Origin of the sequence: Conexibacter sp. CPCC 205762 (genome assembly GCF_030646155.1) — a bacterium.
Lineage (GTDB): Bacteria > Actinomycetota > Thermoleophilia > Solirubrobacterales > Solirubrobacteraceae > Conexibacter.
Genome location: NZ_JAUTDN010000002.1, coordinates 240178 through 260918 on the forward strand (window position 1 = coordinate 240178; position 20741 = coordinate 260918).

Annotated in this window: 22 protein-coding genes and 1 tRNA gene; 17 read left to right on the forward strand and 6 right to left on the reverse strand. The window is 72.9% G+C overall.

Translation table 11 applies throughout. From position 1 onward, the window contains the following. Window positions 1–183: 183 nt before the first annotated feature. The 5 genes from Q7L73_RS03265 to Q7L73_RS03285 all read left to right on the forward strand — a co-directional run bounded on the left by Q7L73_RS03265 (window position 184) and on the right by Q7L73_RS03285 (window position 6391). Window positions 184–2088, forward strand: coding sequence for a bifunctional diguanylate cyclase/phosphodiesterase (locus Q7L73_RS03265; RefSeq protein WP_304686228.1), 1905 nt, complete (start codon window positions 184–186; stop codon window positions 2086–2088). A gap of 23 nt (window positions 2089–2111) precedes the next feature. Further along, window positions 2112–2759: a response regulator transcription factor gene (locus Q7L73_RS03270; protein WP_304686234.1), complete on the forward strand. Its 648-nt coding sequence runs from the start codon at window positions 2112–2114 to the stop codon at window positions 2757–2759. Continuing rightward, the gene (locus Q7L73_RS03275) at window positions 2756–3916 is read left to right on the forward strand and encodes a sensor histidine kinase (protein WP_304686240.1); all 1161 of its coding nucleotides are present in this window, start codon (window positions 2756–2758) and stop codon (window positions 3914–3916) included. The genes Q7L73_RS03270 and Q7L73_RS03275 overlap by 4 nt, the downstream gene beginning before the upstream one ends. A gap of 138 nt (window positions 3917–4054) precedes the next feature. Beyond that, entirely contained in the window at window positions 4055–6034 is a 1980-nt protein-coding gene (locus Q7L73_RS03280) for a GMC family oxidoreductase N-terminal domain-containing protein (RefSeq protein WP_304686244.1), read from the forward strand. A gap of 69 nt (window positions 6035–6103) precedes the next feature. Next, window positions 6104–6391: a hypothetical protein gene (locus Q7L73_RS03285; protein WP_304686249.1), complete on the forward strand. Its 288-nt coding sequence runs from the start codon at window positions 6104–6106 to the stop codon at window positions 6389–6391. A gap of 9 nt (window positions 6392–6400) precedes the next feature. On the opposite strand, the gene Q7L73_RS03290 is transcribed toward Q7L73_RS03285, so the two are convergent. After that, entirely contained in the window at window positions 6401–6736 is a 336-nt protein-coding gene (locus Q7L73_RS03290; RefSeq protein WP_304686254.1) for a hypothetical protein, read from the reverse strand. Between the two features lie 65 nt (window positions 6737–6801). Here Q7L73_RS03290 and Q7L73_RS03295 point away from each other — a divergent pair, with 65 nt between their 5' ends. Continuing rightward, the gene (locus tag Q7L73_RS03295) at window positions 6802–7488 is read left to right on the forward strand and encodes a response regulator transcription factor (RefSeq protein ID WP_304686260.1); all 687 of its coding nucleotides are present in this window, start codon (window positions 6802–6804) and stop codon (window positions 7486–7488) included. Here Q7L73_RS03295 and Q7L73_RS03300 read toward each other — a convergent pair. Beyond that, window positions 7467–9416: an ATP-binding protein gene (locus Q7L73_RS03300; protein WP_304686262.1), complete on the reverse strand. Its 1950-nt coding sequence runs from the start codon at window positions 9414–9416 to the stop codon at window positions 7467–7469. The two genes, Q7L73_RS03295 and Q7L73_RS03300, sit on opposite strands and share 22 nt — an antisense overlap. A gap of 60 nt (window positions 9417–9476) precedes the next feature. On the opposite strand from Q7L73_RS03300, the gene fdhD reads away from it, so the two are divergent. The 4 genes from fdhD to Q7L73_RS03320 all read left to right on the forward strand — a co-directional run bounded on the left by fdhD (window position 9477) and on the right by Q7L73_RS03320 (window position 12824). After that, window positions 9477–10265, forward strand: coding sequence for a formate dehydrogenase accessory sulfurtransferase FdhD (gene fdhD / locus Q7L73_RS03305; protein WP_304686264.1), 789 nt, complete (start codon window positions 9477–9479; stop codon window positions 10263–10265). 77 nt (window positions 10266–10342) lie between these two features. Beyond that, on the forward strand, window positions 10343–10786 hold the full coding sequence (locus Q7L73_RS03310; protein WP_304686266.1) for a hypothetical protein: 444 nt from the start codon (window positions 10343–10345) through the stop codon (window positions 10784–10786). A gap of 10 nt (window positions 10787–10796) precedes the next feature. Beyond that, complete coding sequence (locus Q7L73_RS03315; protein WP_304686268.1) at window positions 10797–11984, forward strand: SLC13 family permease; 1188 nt, start codon at window positions 10797–10799, stop codon at window positions 11982–11984. A gap of 42 nt (window positions 11985–12026) precedes the next feature. Continuing rightward, window positions 12027–12824: a fumarylacetoacetate hydrolase family protein gene (locus Q7L73_RS03320; protein ID WP_304686270.1), complete on the forward strand. Its 798-nt coding sequence runs from the start codon at window positions 12027–12029 to the stop codon at window positions 12822–12824. A 48-nt stretch (window positions 12825–12872) separates the two neighbouring features. Here Q7L73_RS03320 and clpP read toward each other — a convergent pair whose 3' ends face one another. From clpP to Q7L73_RS03335, 3 genes are all read right to left on the reverse strand, one after another. Continuing rightward, window positions 12873–13454, reverse strand: a complete 582-nt coding sequence (clpP, locus tag Q7L73_RS03325) for an ATP-dependent Clp endopeptidase proteolytic subunit ClpP (protein WP_304686272.1) — start codon at window positions 13452–13454, stop codon at window positions 12873–12875. Between the two features lie 82 nt (window positions 13455–13536). After that, the gene (locus tag Q7L73_RS03330; RefSeq protein ID WP_370552347.1) at window positions 13537–14610 is read right to left on the reverse strand and encodes a zinc-dependent alcohol dehydrogenase family protein; all 1074 of its coding nucleotides are present in this window, start codon (window positions 14608–14610) and stop codon (window positions 13537–13539) included. A 102-nt stretch (window positions 14611–14712) separates the two neighbouring features. Then, window positions 14713–14922, reverse strand: coding sequence for a hypothetical protein (locus tag Q7L73_RS03335; protein WP_304686276.1), 210 nt, complete (start codon window positions 14920–14922; stop codon window positions 14713–14715). 141 nt (window positions 14923–15063) lie between these two features. On the opposite strand from Q7L73_RS03335, the gene Q7L73_RS03340 reads away from it, so the two are divergent. The 4 genes from Q7L73_RS03340 (at window position 15064) to pgsA (ending at window position 17768) form a co-directional block, all read left to right on the forward strand. After that, window positions 15064–15507, forward strand: a complete 444-nt coding sequence (locus Q7L73_RS03340; protein ID WP_304686277.1) for a hypothetical protein — start codon at window positions 15064–15066, stop codon at window positions 15505–15507. An 11-nt stretch (window positions 15508–15518) separates the two neighbouring features. After that, the gene (locus tag Q7L73_RS03345; protein WP_304686279.1) at window positions 15519–16265 is read left to right on the forward strand and encodes an ABC transporter ATP-binding protein; all 747 of its coding nucleotides are present in this window, start codon (window positions 15519–15521) and stop codon (window positions 16263–16265) included. Next, window positions 16262–17098, forward strand: a complete 837-nt coding sequence (locus tag Q7L73_RS03350; RefSeq protein WP_304686281.1) for an ABC transporter permease — start codon at window positions 16262–16264, stop codon at window positions 17096–17098. Before Q7L73_RS03345 ends, Q7L73_RS03350 begins: the two co-directional genes overlap by 4 nt. 97 nt (window positions 17099–17195) lie before the next feature. Continuing rightward, window positions 17196–17768 carry a CDP-diacylglycerol--glycerol-3-phosphate 3-phosphatidyltransferase gene (gene pgsA, locus Q7L73_RS03355; protein WP_304686283.1) on the forward strand — a complete coding sequence of 191 codons (573 nt, stop codon included), beginning with the start codon at window positions 17196–17198 and terminating at the stop codon, window positions 17766–17768. 10 nt (window positions 17769–17778) lie between these two features. Here the strand turns inward: pgsA and mptA are convergent, their stop codons facing one another. Then, complete coding sequence (gene mptA / locus Q7L73_RS03360) at window positions 17779–18780, reverse strand: GTP cyclohydrolase MptA (protein WP_304686285.1); 1002 nt, start codon at window positions 18778–18780, stop codon at window positions 17779–17781. A gap of 322 nt (window positions 18781–19102) precedes the next feature. Between mptA and Q7L73_RS03365 the strand changes: the two genes are divergently transcribed. The 3 genes from Q7L73_RS03365 (at window position 19103) to Q7L73_RS03375 (ending at window position 20724) form a co-directional block, all read left to right on the forward strand. After that, window positions 19103–20191, forward strand: coding sequence for a sigma-70 family RNA polymerase sigma factor (locus Q7L73_RS03365; RefSeq protein WP_304686287.1), 1089 nt, complete (start codon window positions 19103–19105; stop codon window positions 20189–20191). 93 nt (window positions 20192–20284) lie between these two features. Further along, window positions 20285–20366, forward strand: a tRNA-Tyr gene (locus Q7L73_RS03370). Window positions 20367–20433: 67 nt separating this feature from the next. Further along, the gene (locus Q7L73_RS03375; protein ID WP_304686289.1) at window positions 20434–20724 is read left to right on the forward strand and encodes a hypothetical protein; all 291 of its coding nucleotides are present in this window, start codon (window positions 20434–20436) and stop codon (window positions 20722–20724) included. Window positions 20725–20741: the final 17 nt, after the last annotated feature.

Consider the following 20741-nt stretch of genomic DNA (forward strand, 5'->3'; position numbering starts at 1 on the left):
AATCAATATCGCTGCTCGCGAGCGTCGTGAGCAGGCACCGGGCGACCCGATCTGCGAGGGGTTCGCCCCCTCCGATCGAACCCCCTCCGGTCGGAGGGTGGCAAAAGCTACGAAAAGCGTTCAAATGCGCCAAGGCAGGCGAGCTGCTGTCGCAGTGCGCCACATTCGTCGATCATTCCGTGCGTGGGGGACGCCGCGGGACACGGCGCGACGGGCAATCGTCGCCAAGCGCTCCTGATCAATCAGGAGCATGCTCGACTGCTCGACCTCGGGCGGGCGCAGCATCTGCTCGCCGCCCACCACGAGGTCCACGAGCTGATGCTCGCGGAGGCGCCGCTGGGGGAGGTGCTGACGCGGCTGGTGCGCGGCATCGAGCGCCACGCCGACGGGATGATCGGGACCGTGCTGCTGTTCGACGCCGAGACGCGGACGCTCGGCCACTGCGCCGCGCCGAGCCTGCCGCGCAGCTACGTCGAGGGGATCGACGGCAGCGTCGTCGGGCCCGAGGTCGGCTCCTGCGGCGCCGCCGCCTACCACGGCAGGGAGGTGATCGTCGACGACATCGAGCACGATCCGCGCTGGCGCGCCTTTCGCCAGCTCGCGAGAGACCACAGCCTGCGCGCCTGCTGGTCGGCGCCCGTGCTCGACGCCTCCGGCGAGGTGCTCGGGACCTTCGCGCTCTACTACGACGCGCCGCGCAAGCCCTCCGCCGGCGAGCTGCGGCTGATCCGCCAGTCGAGCCGGCTGGCGGCGGTCGCGATCGAGCGCCACCGTGTCCATGCGGAGCTGAAGCGGCTGGCCACGCGCGACACGCTCACCGGCCTGCCGAACCGCGCGCTGCTGGTCGACCGCCTCACGCAGGCGCTCGCGCGCTCGCAGCGGACCGGCAGCGAGATCGCCGTCGTCTTCTGCGACCTCGACGACTTCAAGCTCGTCAACGACTCGCTCGGCCACGAGCTCGGCGACTGGGTGCTGCGCGAGGTCGCCGGCCGCCTTGCCGCCGCCGTCAGGCCCGGCGACACCGTCGCGCGCTTCGGCGGCGACGAGTTCGTCGTCGTCGCCGACGGCATCACCGCCGGCGGCGCGCTGCGGCTCGCCCAACGGCTGCACGGTGCGCTCGACGCTCCGTTCGTCCATCCCGCCAGCGGCGAGCACGCGGTCGGGACGACGCTCGGGATCGCGCTCGCCGACGCCGGCGTCAGCGCCGAGGAGGCGATCCGCCGCGCCGACAACGCGCTCTACGACGCCAAGCGCGCGGGCGTCCCGACGCGCGTCTACAGCCACGAGCTGCACCAGCGCGCGAACGAGCGGCTGAAGCTGCACGGCGAGCTGCGGCGGGCGCTCGCGCGGGAGCAGCTGCGACTGCTCTACCAGCCGGTCTTCGACCTCGCCAGCGACCGCGTCGTCGCGTTCGAGGCGCTGATGCGATGGGACAACCCGCAGCTCGGCAGCGTCTCGCCGGCGCGCTTCATCCCCGCCGCAGAGCAGACCGGCCTGATCGTCGAGCTGGGCGAGTGGGCGCTGCGGACCGCTGCCGCGCAGGCGCGCCGCTGGGCCGAGCAGGGGACGCCGGTGACGGTCGCCGTCAACCTCTCGGCGCGGCAGCTGCTCGACCCCGAGCTGCCGGCGCGCGTCGAGCGGGCGCTCGCCGCCACGGAGCTGAGCGCCGAGCTGCTGATCGTCGAGGTGACCGAGACCGCGCTGCTGGACCACGACGTGCTCGCGGCACGCTCGCTGGCGGCGCTGGCCGCGCTCGGCGTCCACATCGCGCTCGACGACTTCGGCACCGGCTACTCCAGCTTCGGCCGGCTGCGGCGGCTGCCGATCGACGCGATCAAGATAGATCGCGAGTTCGTCGCCGGGCTCGGCGTCGACCCCGACGCGAACGCGATCGTGACCGCGATCGTCGGGCTCGCGCGCGGCCTCGACCTGCTCGTGACCGCCGAGGGCGTCGAGACGCCCGAGCAGTTGGAGCTGCTGCGCGAGCAGGGCGTGACGCACGTCCAGGGCTTCCATCTCGGGCGCCCGCAGGACCCGGCGGCCGCCGGCGCGCTGCTGCGCCGCGACGGTGCGCACGGGCCGAGCTGAGAGCCCATGCCACAATCGCAGGCGTGAGCGCTTCCCCACCCCGCGTGCGGGTGCTCGTCGCCGACGACCATCCGCTCTTCCGCGAGGCGATCGTGCGGACGATCCGCGAACGGCCCGAGTTCGAGCTGGTCGGCGAGGCCGCCGACGGCCGCGCGGCGCTCGAGGCGATCCGCGAGCTGCGGCCCGACGTCGCCGTGATCGACGTCAAGATGCCCGAGCTGGACGGCCTCCAGGTCGTCGCCGCCGTCAGACGCGACGAGCTGCCGACCCGCGTGCTGCTGCTGTCGGCGTTCCTCGACAGCTCGATCGTCTTCCAGGCGGTCGGCGCCGGCGCCGCCGCCTACCTCTCGAAGGAGGCCGACCGCGGTCAGATCGGCGACGCGATCGCCGCCGTCGCGCGCGGCGAGACGGTCCTCTCGCCGGAGGCGCAGGCCGGGATCGCCGCCGAGGTCCGCTCGCGTCAGGTCGAGGACCGCCCGCTGCTGACGCCGCGCGAGCGCGAGGTGCTCGGCCACGTCGCCGCCGGCCGCGGCGCGCCGGAGATCGCCCGCCTCATCCACCTCAGCCCGGCGACCGTCAAGGGCCACCTGCAGAGCCTCTACGAGAAGCTCGGCGTCTCCGACCGCGCGGCCGCCGTCGCCGAGGCGATGCGCCGCGGCCTGCTGGAATGAGCGGCAGGGGCCGCGGCGAGAGCGTCCGCATCTGGGCGCTGATCCGCCTCTCGGCGCTGCCGGCGATCTACCTCGGCGAGCGGCTCGTCGCGCACCCCAGCCCGCGCAGCGACCCGTTCGGGCCGCTGCTGGCGGCGGCGACCGTCTACGCGGTCGCGGTCGCGCTGATCGCCTGGCGCGGCCGCGGCCGGCAGCCGCCGGTGCAGCTGCTGGCGCTGCTCGACATCGCCTTCCTGTGGGCGCTCACCTACACCTCCGGCGGCCCCTTCTCGCAGCTGCGCTACGCCTTCTTCCTGCTGCCGATCGGCGCGGCGCTGCTGCTGCGGCCGCCGCTGACGGCGGCGGCATCGCTCGTCGTCGTGCTCTCCTACCTGGGGATCGCGCTGCTGTATCCGACGACCGGCGCCGGCGACTTCGAGCTGACGCAGGCGGTCTACCTCGTCTGGATGGGGATCGTCGCGGTGCTGCTGTCGCGGCTGCTGGCGCGCCGCGCCGACGAGGTCGAGCGGCTGTCGGCCGATCGCGGCCGGCTGGTCGCGCAGGCGCTCGACGCCGAGGACCGCGAGCGCCGCCGGCTGGCCGGCGCGCTGCACGACGAGGCGGTCCAGAACCTGCTCGCCGCGCGCCAGGAGCTGGCCGGCGGCAACGTCGACCTCGGCTTCGTCCAGCACGGGCTCGACCGCACGATCGAGCAGCTGCGCGACGCCGTCTTCGACCTCTACCCGGCGGCGCTCGACCACGCCGGGCTGGCGGCGGCGCTGGAGGCGGTCGCAGCGCACGCCGGCCGCCGCGCCGGCTTCGACTGGGAGGTCGAGGTCGACGCCGACGCCGCTGGCGGCCGGCATGACCAGCTGCTGTTCTCGCTCGCGCGCGAGCTGATCATCAACGTCGCCAAGCACGCCGAGGCGCGCAACGTGACCGTGCGCGTGCGGGCGACGCCGGCCGAGCTGCAGCTCGAGGTCGCCGACGACGGCCGCGGGCTCGACCCCTCGCGGCTGCGGCGCGCGCCGCTGGACGGCCACATCGGGCTCGCCTCCGCGACCGAGCGCGTCGAGGCGCTCGACGGGGCGCTGGAGATCGCCGCGGAGAGCGGTCAGGGCACGCTGGTGCGGGCGCGGATCCCGCTGCGACCGGTGCTCGCGCGCGACCCATCCTGAATTCACACCGTAAGAGGACTACTCTGCGGCGACGCCCCGGGACGGCCGGTCCGAGTGCACGGAGGTCGTACTCGGACCGGTGGGGCGGCCTCTCCTCCTTCATGTAGGCTCGCGAAGCCCGCGAGGAGGAGCATGACGATGCAGCAGTTGACGCTGTCCGCGCGCCAGCGGCGCGCGCTCGCCACGATCTGCGACACCCTCTGCCCGGCCGGGGACGGCCTGCCGAGCGCAACCGAGCTGGGCGTGCCCGAGGCGGTCGTCGCGCTGGTCGCGCGCGATCCGCGGCCGGCGGCGCGGCGCGAGCTGAAGCAGCTGCTGAGCGCCTGGGACAGCGCGCCGCTGACGTACGCGATCGGCCACGGCTGGAATCGCTTCAGCGCGCTGCCGCAGGAGCGCCGCGAGCAGGCGCTGCTGTCGTGGTGCGACAGTCGCATCCCGCAGCGCCGCGCCGCCTTCCAGGCGCTGCGCAAGGGCGCGCTGCTGATGTACTGGGCGCTGCCGGCGCGCGACGGCACGGCCAACCCGGCGTGGGCGACGCTCGGCCTGCCGGCGCCGCCCGGCCCGCCGGCGGACGCGCCGCCGAAGGCGCTCAGACCGCTCGCCGAGCCGGCCGCCGGCACCACGCTGCAGTGCGACGTCGCGATCGTCGGCTCGGGCGCCGGCGGCGGCGTCGCGGCCGCCGTGCTGAGCGCGGCCGGGCTCGACGTGATCGTGATCGAGGCCGGCGGCTACTGGGACGACGAGGACTTCGACGGCGGCGAGCTGCGCGCGCTGACGCAGTTCTACGCCGGCTCGCCGACGGCGACCCACGACCAGGGCGTCGCGCTGATCGCCGGCGCCTGCCTCGGCGGCGGCACCGTCGTCAACTACTCGACCTCGTTCCGCACGCCCGACGACGTGCGCGCCGAGTGGGCCGCCCACGGCGTCCCCGCCTTCACGAGCGACGACTACGGCGCCTCGCTCGACGCCGTCGTCGCGCGGCTCGGCGTCAACCAGGAGCACAACGAGCCGTCGTCGCGGGACCGCAAGCTGCGCGCCGGGGCGCTCGCGCTCGGCTGGCACGTCGACGCGATGCCGCGCAACGTCGACGGCCGCTGCGACATGGGCGAGCAGTGCGGCCGCTGCGGCCTCGGCTGCCGCCTCGGCGCGAAGCAGTCGGTCGTCAAGACGTGGCTGCGCGACGCCGCCGACAGCGGCGCGCGGCTGCTCGTCGGGACGAAGGTCGAGCGGGTCGTGATCGAGCAGGGCAGCGCCCGCGGCGTGCGCGCGCGCACGGCCGGCGGCGGCGAGCTGACGGTGCGGGCGCGGGCGGTCGTCGCCGCCTGCGGCGCGCTCCACACGCCCGCGCTGCTGATGCGCTCCGGGCTGCAGAACCAGCACCTCGGCAAGCACCTCAAGCTGCACCCGGCGACCGCGGTCTGGGGCGTCTACGACGAGGAGCTGCGGCCGTGGGAGGGGACGATGCAGGCGCTCTACTCCGACCAGCACCGCGACCTCGACGGGGACGGCTACGGCGTCAAGTACGAGACCGCCGCCGCGCTGCCGCACCTGGCGGTGCCGTTCTTCCCGTGGCGCTCCCGCCGCCAGCATCACGAGCTGATGGAGGCGCTCTCCAGCTCGGTCGCGTTCGGCGTGCTGCTGCGCGACCGCGACGGCGGCGAGGTGCGCGTCGGCCGCGACGGCGAGCCGCTCGTCCGCTACGCGCTGTCGCGCCGCGACCTCGCGCACATGCGGACCGGCGTCGAGGGCGCAGCGCGGATGCACGAGGCGGCCGGCGCGCGGCGGATCTTCTCCTCGCAGTCGCGCCTCGTCGCCTACGAGCCGGGGACCAACGGCGGCGCGGAGGCGGCGCGCGCCGAGTTCCTGCGCGCGGTCGACGCCTGCGGCTGGGGCGCCGGGCGGACGCAATACGCCTCTTTCCACATCATGGGGTCGGCGCGGATGGGCGGCGCCGCCGCGACCTCCGCGGTCGCGCCGAACGGCGAGACGTGGGACGTGCGCGACCTGTGGGTGCTCGACGGCTCGGCCTTCCCGAGCGCGCCGGGCGTCAACCCGCAGGTGTCGATCCAGGCGGTCGCCCACATGGGAGCGCGGGCGCTGGCCGCCCGGCTGGCCTGAATCGGGGTCCGTTCGGGTAGTTCGTATCCTCGGGGCACTGACGCCAACCCGAGACGGACAGGAGGACCGGTGAAGTTCAACAAGCTGGCCGAGAAGGCCAAGCAGGCGATAGAGAGACGCGGCGGCATGGACTCCCTGAAGGAGGACCTGCAGGAGGTCAAGGACGCGGCGACAGGCAGAGGCAGCCTCAAGGAGAAGGCGAGAGCCGCTGCCGACGCGCTCAAGACGCCCGGCAGAAACCCGAGAGCGGACGAGGCGCCCGCGCAGCCCGCCGCGGCCGCCGAGCCGCCCGCGCCTGCGCCCGCCCCGAGCGCGGCGCCTCCGACCACGCCCCCGACTCCGCCGGCGGCGGCGTAGACGACCTTGTCAGGCGGTCGCCGCGACGGCGGCGGTGAGCGCGTCTTCGAGCGCGTCGCGCTGGAACGGCTTCAGCAGATGCGCGACCGGCGCCAGCTCCGACAGCTCGCGGCTCGGCGGGAAGATGCTGCAGATGACGATCGCGAGCTCGGGCTGGGAGCTGCGCAGCTCCCAGGCCAGCTCGACGCCGTTGTTGAAGGCGGGTTCGAGCAGCAGGACGTCGACAGCGTCCTCGCCGGAGCGGCTGCTGTCGTGCACGACCGGCTCGTGGCCGAGACGGACGATCGCCCGTTCGAGGAGCGCGCGCACATCGGCCGACGGCTCCGCGATCAGAACCTTCGCCATCCCTCTGATCATCCGGACAACGTGCGCCAAGCGTGCATGAATCTGGTATGGAAGACAGGATGAGAATGGCTGAGGTGCTCGTCGTCGAGGACGAGGAAGACGTCCGGCGGCTCGTGCGCGTGCTGCTCGAGCGCGCCGGCCATGCCGTCAGAGAGGCGGCCAACGGGATCGAGGCGCTGCGGATGCTGCAGAGCGCGACGCCCGACCTGGTCGTGCTCGACGTGACGATGCCGGAGCTCGACGGCTGGCAGACGCTCGAGCGGATCCGCGACCTGACCGAGGTGCCGGTGCTGATGCTGACGGCGCGCGCCGGCGAGCTGGACAAGGTGCGCGGCTTGAAGGGCGGCGCCGACGACTACGTCACGAAGCCGTTCGGCCGCCAGGAGCTGCTGGCGCGCGTCGAGGCGCTGCTGCGGCGCACGAGCGGGCCGCCGGAGGTGCGGCCGGCGTACAGCGACGCGACCGTGACGGTCGACTACGTCAGCCGTGAGGTCAGAGTCGACGGCCGGCTCGTGCAGCTGACGCCGCTGGAGTTCAAGCTGCTGTCGGCGTTCGTCCGCCATCCCAACGAGACGCTCGCGCGCGACCGGCTGCTGGAGCTGGTGTGGGGCGACACGGAGGGCTTCGGCGGCGACCAGGTGAAGCTCTACGTCGGCTACCTGCGGCGCAAGCTCGGCTGGGACGCGGCGGCGCCGTCGCCGATCGAGACGGTCCGCGGCTTCGGCTACCGCTACCGGCCGCCGGTCGAGTAGGAGCCGATCCCGCCGATCGCGCCCGGCCCTCCCGCCGCGTCGCGGTCGCGCACCTCGGCCGTCTGCAGCGGCAGTCGCACGGTGAAGGTCGAGCCTTCGCCGATCTCGCTCGCGAGCGTGATCGTGCCGCCGTGCGCGGCGACGATCGCGTGCACGATCATCAGCCCCAGGCCGACGCCGGGGACCGCGCGCGAGGTCGCGTTGGAGGCGCGGAAGAAGCGGTCGAAGAGGCGGCTCTGCTCGCCGCGCGGGACGCCGACGCCGGTGTCGGCGACGTCGAGCCGCGCCTCGTCGCCGGCACGGCTCAGCCGCACCTCGACGTGACCGCCGGCGGTCGTGAACTTGAGCGCGTTGGAGATCAGGTTGTCGAGCACCTGCGCGAGCCGGTCGCGGTCGCCGACGGCGGCCGGCAGCGGATCGATCTGGGCGCTCAGCAGGATGCCGGCGTCCTCGGCGCGCGGCCGCGCCGCCTCGACGGCCTCGTGCGCGATCCGCGCGAGGTCGACGATCCCCGGCTCCAGCAGCAGCGAGTCGGACTCGACCTGGGCGGCGAAGAGGAGGTCGCCGACGAGCCGCAGCAGCCGCTGCGCGTTGCGCTCGACGATCTCCAGGTGGCGGCGCTCCTCGTCGGCGTCGGTGCCGGCCTCGGCATGCTCGCCGAGCACCAGCTCGACGTAGCCGAGGATCGCTGTCAGCGGCGTCCGCAGCTCGTGTGAGACGAGCGCGAAGAACTCCTCCTTGACGCGCTCCGCCTCGCGCTCGCGCGTCACCTCGCGCAGCACCAGCAGGCGGCCGATGAGGCGGCCGTGGCCGTCGCGCACCGGCGTCGCGTAGCGGGCGAAGGCGCGGCGCGTGCCGAGCAGCGTGATCTCGTCGCGCACCTCGCCGCTGCCGTCGCCGGCGTCGAGCGGGACGAGCGTGCCGTCCTGGTCGATCGCCGTCGCGCGCGCGCCGAAGGCGGCCCGCACGGCCCGCATCGGCGGGTTGTCGACGATCGGCCCGCCCTCGCGGTCGAGCAGCGCGATCGCGTCCGGCGTCGCGTCGAGCACGGCGCGCAGCACGCTCGCGCCCTCGCGCGCGGAGCGGACGGCGTCGACCAGCTCGGCGCCGCGGCTCTCCAGCTCGGCGTTCTGCCGCTGCAGCGCGGCGCGGTTCTCCTCCAGCGAGTCGGCCATCAGGTTGAAGGTCTGCGCCAGCGAGGCGACCTCGCCCGAGCCGATCGCGTCGTCGCCGCGCACGCGCGCCTGCAGGTCGCCCTCCGCGATCGCTCTCGCGGCGGCGGCGACGTTGCCCATCGGGTCGAGCACCGAGCGGCGGAAGTAGAGCAGGCAGCCGCCCAGCAGCAGCAGCGTGAAGACGATCCCGGCGACGCCGACGATCTCGGCCAGCTGGGCGAGGTGGGCGGTCCGCTCGCGCCGCGGCAGCAGCGTCGCGCGGCCGCGCTCGACGAGCTGGTTGAGCCGCAGCGCGATCTGCTCCGACTGGCGCTCGGCGCGGGACAGGCGCGAGCCGTCGCCGAGCGAGGCCGACGGGTCGGCGCTGATCGGCTCGACGACGTCGGCGATGAAGGAGCGCGCGGCGGCGACCTCGGCGCGGATCAGGCCCGCGACCGTGTCGTCGCGGTCGGCGACCGCCAGCTCGACCCTCCGCAGCGCCCCCAGCACCTCTGCGATCGAGCGGTCGAGCGCTCTCGCGCTTCCCGGCGTGCGCTGCTCGACTCGGTCGCGCATCGCCGTCTCGAGCTTCGTCAGCTCCGTCTGCGCGCGGCTGGTGGGGACGACGACCTCGGAGGTCCGCTGGGCGGCGCGGTCGGTCGCGCGCAGCTCGTGGACCGCGAACAGCATCGTGCCGAGCACGGCGAGGAAGAGGACGGTGAGCGTCCCGAGTCCGACGAGGAGTCTCCTCCGCAACCCTCCGTCACGCCGCATGTACCGAACACCGTACCGCTCCGCACAACGCCTGCCGAGAGCACGGCGTACGATCGTCACATGCCGGACAGACAGCCGCAGGTGCGGATCCGGGGCATGCACGCGGCGATCGAGCGCGACGGCGAGGAGGATTTCGTCGCCGTCGAGGAGCCGTTGGAGATCCGCGTCGACGGCCGTCCGCTGGCGGTCACGATGCGCACGCCGGGCGACGACGAGCGGCTCGCCGCCGGCTTCCTCCACGGCGAGGCGCTGATCGACCGCTGGCCGCGGATCGGCCCGACCGCCGACCTTGCCGTCAACGCCGTCGAGGTCGCCGGACCGCTGCTGCGCGACCCGGGCGAGCGCAGCTTCTACACCACCTCCTCATGCGGCGTCTGCGGCAAGGGCGCGATCGAGCAGGTCGCCGTCGACGCGCCCGCGCTGCCGCTCGACGGCGCGCTGCCGCCGCTGCCGCGGGCGCTGCTGGCGGCGCTGCCCGATCGGCTCGTGCAGCCGGAGTTCGCGCGCACCGGCGGCCTCCACGCGACCGGCCTGTTCGACTGGGAGGGGACGCTGCAGGTCGTGCGCGAGGATGTCGGCCGTCACAACGCCTTCGACAAGGTCGTCGGCTGGGCGCTGGAGCGCGGCGAGCTGCCGCTGCGCGAGCGGCTGCTGTGCGTCAGCGGGCGGCTGTCGTTCGAACTGGTGCAGAAGGCGGTCGTGGCCGGCGCGCCGGTGCTCGTCGGCGTCGGCGCGCCGACCTCGCTCGCGGTCGAGCTGGCGCGCGACCGCGGGCTGACGCTGTGCGGCTTCGCGCGCGGCGGGCGCGTCAACGTCTACACGGGCGCCGAGCGGGTCGCGCGTGCGTAGCCGCGTAGCGGGCGCCGGCTGCGGGCATCCTGAGAAGGCGAACCACGTCCCCGCCGCCGACCGCTCGGAGGCCTTTCATGCCCGCACCAGCACGCGTCCTGCTCGTTGCCAACCGCACCGCCGCGACCGAAGGGCTGCGCGACGCGGTGCGCGCGCGGGCCGCGCGCGGCCCGGCGACCTTCCACCTCGTCGTGCCGAGACACCCGCCCGGACTGCACAAGCTCGTCGACCCGCAGGACGGGGACGGCGGCGAGGCGGAGCGGACGCTGGCGGAGGCGCTCGGGCCGCTGAGCGCGGCGGCCGGCGGGCCGGTCACCGGCAACGTCGGCAGCTCCGAGCCGCTGATGGCGATCGAGGACGCCGTCAACCTCGCGCCCTACGACGAGATCGTGATCTCGACGCTGCCCAAGCACATATCGAGATGGCTGCACCTCGACCTCGTCAGCAAGGCGAGAGGGCTCGGGCTGCCGGTCACGCACGTCGAGGCGCAGGCCGCGGCGGAGGAGTCGCCGGTCACGTGAGCAGCCGCACGTGAGCGTCGGCGACGAGGTCCACGCCCTCGCCCCGACGCTCGCCTTCCTCGCCGCCGTGCTCGTGCTCGGGCACCTGTGCGAGCGCGAGGGGCTGTTCGCGGCAGCAGGGCGGCTGCTGGCGCGGCGTTCGGGCGGCCGCCCGCAGCGTCTGCTGGCGCTCGTGTTCGCGCTCGCGGCCGCGGTCACGGCGGTGCTCGGGCTCGACGCGACGGTGGTGCTGCTGACGCCGGTCGTGCTCGGCAGCGCGTCGCTGCTGGGCCTGCGCGCGCGGCCGCACCTGTACGCCTGCGTCCACCTCGCCAACGCGGCGTCGCTGCTGCTGCCGGTCGCGAACCTGACGAACCTGCTCGCCTTCCACGAGGCGGGGATCGGCTTCCTCGAGTTCACGGCGCTGATGGCGCTGCCGCAGCTGGTCGTGCTGGCGGTCGAATGGATCGCGTTCCGGCGCTTCTTCGCGCGCGAGCTGGCCGAGCCTCCCACAGCCCCCGCGCCCGCCGCCGCGCTGCCCGCCGCCGCGCCCGCCGCCGGCTCCGCGCCTCCCGCCGCCGCGCCGGCCCCCGACGCCCCCCACGACGGCGCACCGCTGCTGGCCGCCGCCGTCGTCGCCGCGACGCTCGTCGGGTTCGTCCTGAGCACCCCGCTGGGGATCGACCCGGCGTGGGTCGCCGCGGCCGGCGCGCTCGTGCTGGCGGTGCCGGCGCTGGCGCAGGGGCGGACCTCGCTGCTCGCGCTCGCGAAGGCGGCGAGCCCCGGCTTCCTCGTCGGCGTGATGGCGCTCGGCGTGGCGGTCGCGATCGCGCTCTCGCTCGGGCTCGACGAGGTCGTCGACGCGATCGTCCCGCACGGCGACGGCCTGCCGCAGCTGCTCGGCGTGACGGCCGTCGCGGCGCTGCTGGCGAACCTCGTCAACAACCTGCCGGCGACGCTGATCCTGCTGCCGGCGCTGGCCGAGCGCGGCACGCCGGCGCTGCTGGCGGCGCTCGTCGGCGTCAACGTCGGGCCGAACCTGACCTATGCCGGCTCGCTCGCGACGCTGCTGTGGAAGCGCGTCCTGCGCGAGTCCGGCGACGAGGCCGCGCGCGACGGCGTTCCCGCGCTGGCGACCTTCACCCGCCTCGGCCTCGTCACGGTGATACCGGGCCTGCTGCTCGGCACCACGGCGCTGTGGCTGGCGCTGGCGATCTGAGCCCGCCCGCGTCCGCCCCGCCGCGTGGCTAGCCTCCCGGCCATGAAGCTCGCGACCTTCCTCCCGCCCGGCGACGCGCAGCCGCTCGCCGGCGAGATCCGCGGCGACCGCGCGATCGCCTTCGACCCGGCCGACCCCGACGGCGTCCGCGCCCGCCTCGCCTCCGGCGACCGCACGCCGGCCGCCGGCCGTGACTGGCCGCTCGCCGACGTGACGCTGCTGGCGCCGGTCCCGCGTCCGAACGCGATCTACGGGATCGGCCTCAACTACGCCGCCCACGCCGCCGAGGCCGGGCGCGAGCGGCCGGTGAAGCCGATCGTCTTCATGAAGCAGCCCGGCGCCTCGGCGCCGCCGAGCGGCCCGATCAGGAGGCCGGCGGTCGTCGAGCGGCTCGACTACGAGGCGGAGCTGGCGATCGTGCTCGGCAGCGGCGGCGAGATCGCCGGCTTCGCGGTCGCCGACGACGTCAGCGCCCGCGACCTGCAGCGCAGCGAGCCGCAGTGGACGCGTGCGAAGGGCGCGGACAGCTTCTGCCCGTGGGGCCCGTGGATCGTGACCGCCGACGAGCTGCCGGTCGCGGCCGCGGAGGACCTGCGCATCCGCAGCTGGGTCGGCGGCGAGCCGCGCCAGGATGCGCGCACCTCCGACCTGATCTTCGGCTGCCGGCAGCTGGTCGCGTTCCTCGGCGAGACGATCGCGCTGCAGCCGGGCGACCTGATCCTGACCGGCACGCCGAGCGGCGTCGGCGAGCACATGCAGCCGCCGCGCTTCCTCGCGTCAGGCGACGTCGTGCGGGTCGAGATCGAGCGGATCGGCGCGATCGAGCACGCCGTCGCGTGAGTGGGCGGCGCGGCCGGGCGCTGGATCAGCCCGGCCGCCGCGCCCGCGTCAGTGCTTGTGGATGACGCGGTCGATCAGGCCGTACTCGGCGGCCTCGTCGGGCTTGAAGAAGCGGTCGCGCTCCATGTCGGCGTGGACTCTCTCCTCGCTCTGCCCGGTGTGGAAGGCGTAGATCTCGTCGATCCGCTTGCGCGTCTTGATGATCTCGTTCGCGTGGATCTCGATGTCCGTCGACTGGCCCTCGAAGCCGGCCGACGGCTGGTGGATCAGGATCCGGCTGTTCGGCAGCGACATCCGCTTGCCTCTCGCACCGCCCATCAGCAGCAGCGAGCCCATCGACATCGCGATCCCGACGCAGATCGTCTGCACGTCGGGCTTGATGAACTGCATCGTGTCGTAGATCGCCAGCCCGGCGTAGATCGAGCCGCCCGGCGAGTTGATGTAGATCGAGATGTCCTTGTCAGGATCGCTCGACTCCAGATGCAGCAGCTGCGCGACGATCAGGTTCGCGACCTGGTCGTCGACGGCGGTGCCGAGGAAGATGATCCGCTCGTTGAGCAGGCGGCTGTAGATGTCGAACTCGCGCTCGCCGCGCGCGGTGCGCTCGATGACCATCGGGACGAGGGGCATGTGCGGATCGGACCTCCTTGGTGGCGCGACGGAATCAGGGGACTGCTCGTCAACTGTGGCAGATCGGCCGCGGGCAGGGCCTTCACGCGACCTGCAGCACGGCTGCGCCCTCGAAGGCGCCGGCGCGCAGGTCGGTCAGCGCCTGCTCGGCGGCGGTCAGCGGGTAGGTCGTCACCTGCGTGCGCAGCGGCACCCGGGGCGCGAGCGCGAGAAACGCCTCGCCGTCGTCGCGCGTGAGGTTGGCGACCGATCTGAGCGTCCGCTCGCCCCACAGGTCGGCGTAGGGGAAGGAGGGGATGTCGCTCATGTGGATGCCGGCGCAGACGACGCTGCCGCCGCGCGCGACGGCCCGCAGCGCGATCGGCACGAGCGCGCCGACGGGGGCGAAGATCAGCGCCGCGTCGAGCTCCTCCGGCGGCCGCTCGGCGCTCGGCCCGGCCCAGACGGCGCCCAGCTCGCGCGCGAACTGCTGCCCGGCGCGGTCGCCCTCGCGCGTGAACGCGAAGACGCGGCGGCCCTCGTGCACGGCGACCTGGCAGATCAGGTGGGCGGCGGCGCCGAAGCCGTACAGCCCGAGCCGCTCCGCGTCGCCCGCCATCTGCAACGCGCGGTAGCCGATCAGTCCGGCGCAGAGGAGCGGCGCGAGCTGTTCGTCAGAGAGCGCGTCCGCGGCCGCGGAGGCTCCCGTCGCGGACGCGTCCGCCCCTCCGCCGCGCGCGTCCGGCGCGGGCGCGGCGGCGCGCTCCGGCAGCGGGAAGCAGAAGCGCGCGTCGGCGACGGTCAGCTCGGCGTAGCCGCCGTCGCGGTCGCAGCCGGTGAAGCGCGCGCGTGCGCAGAGGTTCTCGCGCCCGCTGGTGCAGTAGCGGCACTCGCCGCAGGTCCAGCCGAGCCACGGCACGCCGACACGCGCGCCGAGCTGCGCCCCGCGCGCGCCCGCGACGGCGCTGCCGGCGGCGAGCACCTCGCCGACGATCTGGTGCCCGAGCACCAGCGGCGTGTGGCCGGCGGCCAGCTCGCCGTCGCGCAGATGCAGGTCGGTGCGGCAGACGCCGCAGGCGCGCACGCGCAGCAGCAGGTCGCCCGCTCCCGGGACCGGGTCAGGCAGCTCGGCCGCGCGCAGCGGCCGGTCGGGCGAGTCGAGCACCATCGCGCGCACGTGTGCTGGAGCATCCCCTCTCGCGGCGGCCGACATGCCTCGCCGACAATCGCGCCGCGGCGGCGTCGCGTCGTGCGCGCGGCGACCTGGGCCCGCCGGCCGCTACGTCCGCTTCACCGTCTCCAGCCGTCTCTTCTCGGCCGCGTGGGCGTCGTCGATGCGGTCGCGTAGCGTCGCGTCCTCCATCCGGTCGGCTATGTACTGCGCCAGCGCGATGCGGGCCACCTGCGCGGCGCTGAGGCCGTCGGCGCGGGCGACGAGCGCGAGGTCGGCGGCGAGGTCTTCGCTCAGGCGCAGCGTCATCGCTTTCATGCCCCGTCCTTTCTCGCCTGCGTGCCCCACGAGAGTCCGGATTATTTCATCCTCGACGCTCGTTCATCTACACCAGCTCCGTGCGTAAATACAACATAACTGGTGTAGACGAATTGAGTGATACCGCGGTAGCTTGCCACCATGACACCGGAGCTGTTCACCGCCAGCGACTATTTCGTCGCGGCCGAGTTGGAGACCGGCGTCGCGACGTCGCGGCTGCTGGAGATCGTCCCGCACGACCGGCTGCTGCTGGCGCTGTTCGCTCCGTACGCCGGTCCCGACGGCTCACTGCGGTCGCGTCCGCTTCCGCAGCTGGCGGCGGCGCTCGCGGTCAGCCTCGCGCGCGAGGAGCTGCTCGACGACGAAGGGCTGTTCTCCGGTGAACGACTGCGACCGCAGGTGAACGACGACGTGGCGGTGACGGCGATGGTCGGCTTCCTGGCGAAGAACGGCAGGCCGCTGCAGATCGCGCGCGGTCACCACGCGCGCGAGCACGCGCGGGCAGTGGACCTGGTCGAGCGGGTGCTGGACGGCGAGGCGCGTGAGGACGATCTCGCCGCCTGGGTGGCGGAGCGGATCGTCTAGCCTCATAGATGATGGCGCATGCAAATAATCCCGTCCCCGCGTTGGAGCTGCGCGGGCTGACGAAGCGATATGACGACGGCTTCCTCGCCCTGGACGGGTTCGACATGACCGTTCCAGCCGGCGAGTTCTTCGGCCTGCTCGGCCCCAACGGCGCCGGCAAGACGACGCTGATCAGCGCCGTCTGCAACCTGATCCGCACGACCGGCGGCGAGATCCGCATCTTCGGGCACGACCACCGCGTCGCCGACGCGCGCAAGCTGATCGGCCTCGCAGAGCAGGACATCAACCTCGACCGCTTCGTCGACGTCGAGGAGACGCTGCTCTACCACGGCGGCTACTACGGCATGGGCCGCGCCCACGCCAAGCGCCGCGCGCGCGAGATGATGGAGATCTTCGACCTCACCGCGAAGGCGCAGACGCGCGTCCCGAAGCTGTCGGGCGGCATGCGCCGCCGGCTGCTGATCGCCCGTGCGCTGATGCACGAGCCGCGCCTGCTGATCCTCGACGAGCCGACCGCCGGCGTCGACTTCGAGCTGCGGCTCGACCTGTGGCAGTACATCCGCCGCCTCCACGGCGAGGGCACGACCGTGCTGCTGACGACGCACTACCTCGAGGAGGCGGAGGAGCTGTGCAACGAGATCGCGCTGATCAGAGGCGGCAGACTGCTCGCGCGCGACTCAGCTGACGGGCTGCGCGAGCACTACGGCGTCGCGACGCTCGCCGACGTCTACGTCAAGGCGATGGCGGCGGCCGCATGAGCGCGCTCGACTCCGGCTCCGCCAACGGCGCCCCCGCGCCCGCCCCGATCGCGACCGGCGGCACGCTCGCCGAACGCCATCGCGGCCTGATCGCGCTCGCCGGCCGCGAGGTCAACCGCGTGCTGAAGCTGTGGCAGCAGACGATCGCCGCGCCGATCGTCTCCTCGTTCCTCTTCATCCTCGTCTTCGGGCTGTCGCTCGGCAGCCGCATCAGAGCGGTCGAGGGCGTCGACTACGACGTCTTCATCGTCCCCGGCCTGGTGACGATGGCGATGGTGCAGGCGGCCTACTCGAACAACAGCTCGTCGGTCTTCCAGGCGCGCTTCGACCGCTACATCAACGACGTGCTCGCCTCGCCGATGAAGAGCTGGGAGGTCAACCTCGGCCTCTCGCTCGGCGGCGCCGTGCGCGCGGTGCTGATCGGGATCGCGCTCGTGCTGCTGGCGCTGCCGGTCACCTCGGTGCCGGTCCACGACCCGTTCGTGCTGTTCCTGGCGGTCGTGCTGTCGCTGGTGATCTTCTCCTCGCTCGGCGTGATCGTCGGCGTCTACGCGCAGTCGTGGGATCACGCCAGCTTCGTCCAGAACATCGTGATCGTGCCGCTGAGCTTCCTCGGCGGGACCTTCTACTCGGTCGACACGCTGCCGTCGCCGTGGCAGGAGATCTCGCACGTCAACCCGCTGTTCTTCGTCATCAACGCGGTCCGCTACGGCTTCCTCGGCGTCAGCGACGTCTCGGTCTGGCTGTCGCTCGGCGTGATGGCGGTGCTGGCGGCGGTGATGGTCGTCTGGAGCAGCTGGCTGTTCAGCACCGGGCGCAAGCTGAAGGCGTAGATTCGGCGCCGCCCGGCCCGGCCCGCCCGCCGGCTGACGCCCGCCGGCGCCCGTTCCTTGAGCTTCGCGAGCCACGCAGTAGCCTGCGTGGTTCGCGATGTTCCCGGTCAACGTCCCCAACGTCCTCACGCTGCTGCGCATCCTGCTGGTGCCGGTGCTCGTCGTCGCGCTGCTGGGCGAGACGCCCAATGGCGACCTGTGGGCGGCGATCGTCTTCGCGGCCGCCTCGCTGACCGACATGCTCGACGGCTACCTGGCCCGCTCGCGCAACGCGATCACGACCTTCGGCAAGCTGATGGATCCGATCGCCGACAAGCTGCTGATCATCGCCGCGCTGGTCGCGCTCGTCTCGCTCGGGCGCGTCGCCGCCTGGGTCGCGATGGTGATCATCGCGCGCGAGTTCGCCGTCACCGCGCTGCGGATGGCGGCGACCTCGCAGGGCGTCGTGATCTCCGCGAGCTTCTTCGGGAAGCTGAAGACCTGCTTCCAGATCGCGATGGTGATGGCGCTGATCCTCGCCGACAGCGCGCTGTGGGTCGACCTGCTCGTCTACGCGACCGTCGCCGTCACGGTCGCCTCCGGCGCCGACTACTTCTTCGGCCTGCGCCGCACGCTCGGCGCGCGCGACCGCGCCCGGACAGCCGCCGAACGCGGCGCCGAGCGCGCCTGACGCGCTCCCGCTACTCCGCGCCGTCGAGCCAGTTGCGCATCGAGACGTGCGTCGGCGACTGCTCGCCGGTCTCCAGCTCGTGCCGCACCTCGCCGAGCAGCCCGAAGCGCTCGGCGTCGACGTTGTGCTGGTGGATCGTCTCGAGGTTCTCCTGGCGGGCGGAGAAGAAGGTGTCGTCGCCGAACGGGCCGAAGCGGTCGACGACGCCGCGCACCATCTCGCGCACGCAGTCTTCGACGAAGCGGGGCCGGCGGTGGGCCTTCTCGACGACGGCGCCCTCGTCGGAGCGCTTCATCAGCTCGTAGATCTCGCTCGACATCGAGTTCTCGACGATGTCGAGCAGCACGCGCGCGTCGACGTCCTCGTCGCAGTGCTCGGGCAGGCCGATGTGGAGCGTGCCGAGGCCGCGCTGGTTGTGGGTCGCGACCGGCACGTGGTCGAAGATCCGCTCGATCTCGGACTCGCTGAAGCCGTCGGCCAGCAGCCGCTCGCGCGAGGAGCCCTCGATCAGCTGCTGAGCGCAGGGGCAGGCGGTCATGCCGGCGGCGGCGACGCCGATCATCCGGCGCGTCCCCCGCTCGGAGGCGACGGCGGAGCCGTACAGCGTGTAGATCTCCTGCGTCTGGATGCCGGAGACCGGCGCCGGCTTGTGCTCCGGGTAGCGGGCGGTGATCGTCACCTCGGCGCGGCGCGCGCCCTGGCGCTCGCGCACGCGCTCGGCGATGCGCTTCGCGAGCGTCTCCGCGCGGAAGGTCGACTCGCCGAGGATGACCTCGCCGATCGCCTCGTTGACGACCTCTTCGAAGCGCGACATGTGCGCGCCCTTCTGATGCGGCCCGAGGTCGACGAAGCACTCGAGTCTCGCGTAGAAGAGCTGCTCGGTGCCATCTTGTCTGATGCGGATGACCTTCTCGACGCCGGTGACGCCCACGCGCGAGAGGCTGACGGCAAGCGGAGGCGGCCCTGCCTGGACGTCGGGGCCCTGATAGCTGACGGTGCTGGAGTCGGACATCGTCCCTCGAAGGGTAGCGATGCTCGCTTTTTCGCCCCCTCGATCGTGAACGAAGGTGGGCATATCGCCAGGCATGTGGTATCAATCCGCACCTGGCTGGAAGCCTGCCTCCGCTGCCTTGGGGCCGGAGAGCGAGACATGGGCTCAGCCACATCGCGACTGCCGTCGCGGACGTAGCGTTCAGTTACGAGGTGCACTGAGGAGAGGGGGGCCCTGCGCGGCCAGCTTTGCGCATGGTCCGAATCGCGTCTCGAAGAGGAACGAGCTCATCGTGAGGGAGAAGGCTGCAGTTCTGTTGGCGGACGAGGCTCCGATCGCGGAGATGGAGGAGTTCCGTCAGCTGATTGCCGAGGGTCAGGAGCGTGGGTACCTGACGTTCGAGGAGATTGCCACCACCTTGGAGGAGGTGGAGGTCACGAAGGAGCAGGTGCAGGAGCTGCATGCGCACCTGGAGGAGCACGGCATCGACGTGGTCGAGGCCGACGGCAAGCCTGCGGTGTCCGCCGCCGGCAGCGCCGAGGGGGAACGGCCGGACACGCGCCGCGGGACGGCGTCGAAGCGCCCGGAGATCGACCTCACGGTCGAGCCGAGCCTCGACTCGCTGCGGCTCTACCTGCGCTCGATCGGCAGAGTCAGCCTGCTGACGGCCGAGCAGGAGGTCCATCTCGCCCAGCGGATCGAGCGCGGCGACATGGTCGCCAAGCAGCAGATGATCGAGGCCAACCTGCGCCTCGTCGTCTCGATCGCCAAGGGCTACCTCGGGCGGGGACTGACGTTCCTCGACCTGATCCAGGAGGGCTCGCTCGGGCTGATCCGCGCGGTCGAGAAGTTCGATCATCGTCGCGGCTTCAAGTTCTCGACGTACGCGACCTGGTGGATCCGCCAGGCCGTCACGCGCGCGATCGCCGACAAGGGCCGGACCATACGGATCCCGGTCCACATGGTGGAGAAGCTCAACAAGGTCGTGCACGTCGAGCGTCAGCTCGTGCAGTCGCTCGGCCGCGAGCCGACGCCGGAGGAGATCGCCGCCGAGCTGGAGTGCACCGTGAGGGAGGTCCGCGACATCCTGCGGATGGCCCAGCAGCCGGTCTCGCTCGAGAAGCCGATCGGCGAGGAGGAGGAGTCCGAGCTGGGCGACTTCGTCGAGGATCAGACGGCCGAGTCGCCGTTCGAGCTCGCGTCGGAGAACCTCCGCCGCGACAACGTCAGGCGTGCGCTCGCTGCCCTTCCGCAGCGCGAGCGCGAGGTGATCGAGATGCGCTTCGGCCTCGGGGGAGGCCGCCCGCGCACGCTCGAGGAGGTCGGCCGCGCGTTCAACGTCACGCGCGAGCGGATCCGCCAGATCGAGAACCACACGCTCAAGAAGCTCGAGGCGCTGCCCGAGGCGCAGCGTCTCCGCGACGCGTCGTAGCGACGCGCCGCACACGGCAGCCCTGCCGCCGCCTGCAGATCAGGCGGCGGCGCGGCGTCGGCCTCGCTACACTTCGCCGGCCTGACCACGCCTGGGCGGATGTCCGAGTGGTTAAAGGAGACGGGCTGTAAACCCGTTGGCTCTGCCTACGCAGGTTCGAATCCTGCTCCGCCCATCGCACGAACGCCCCGCCCGACGCGGGGCGTTCGTCGTTTCGAGCGCCGCCTGGCAGAATGCCGCGCATGACGCAACTCGCGCACATCGCCATCGGCGAGTCCAAGTACGACGACCGCCTCTGGAAGCTGCTGGAGGAGACCGGCCTCGAAGCGGACGACTTCGAGGGTCTCGATTACTTCAGCCTGCTGCCGTTCTTCGTGTTGGCCGGAGCGTCGGTCAGATCGAACGTGCACCTGCACGACGACCACAGCCACTTCGAGTCGGTCACGGTCGAGATCGACCCGGCGCTCGAAGAGGCGTTCTTCGGCGTCCTCCCCGACCTGCTCGACCAGCTCGTCGACGAAGACGAGGACTGAGCCGCGCTCACCCCGCC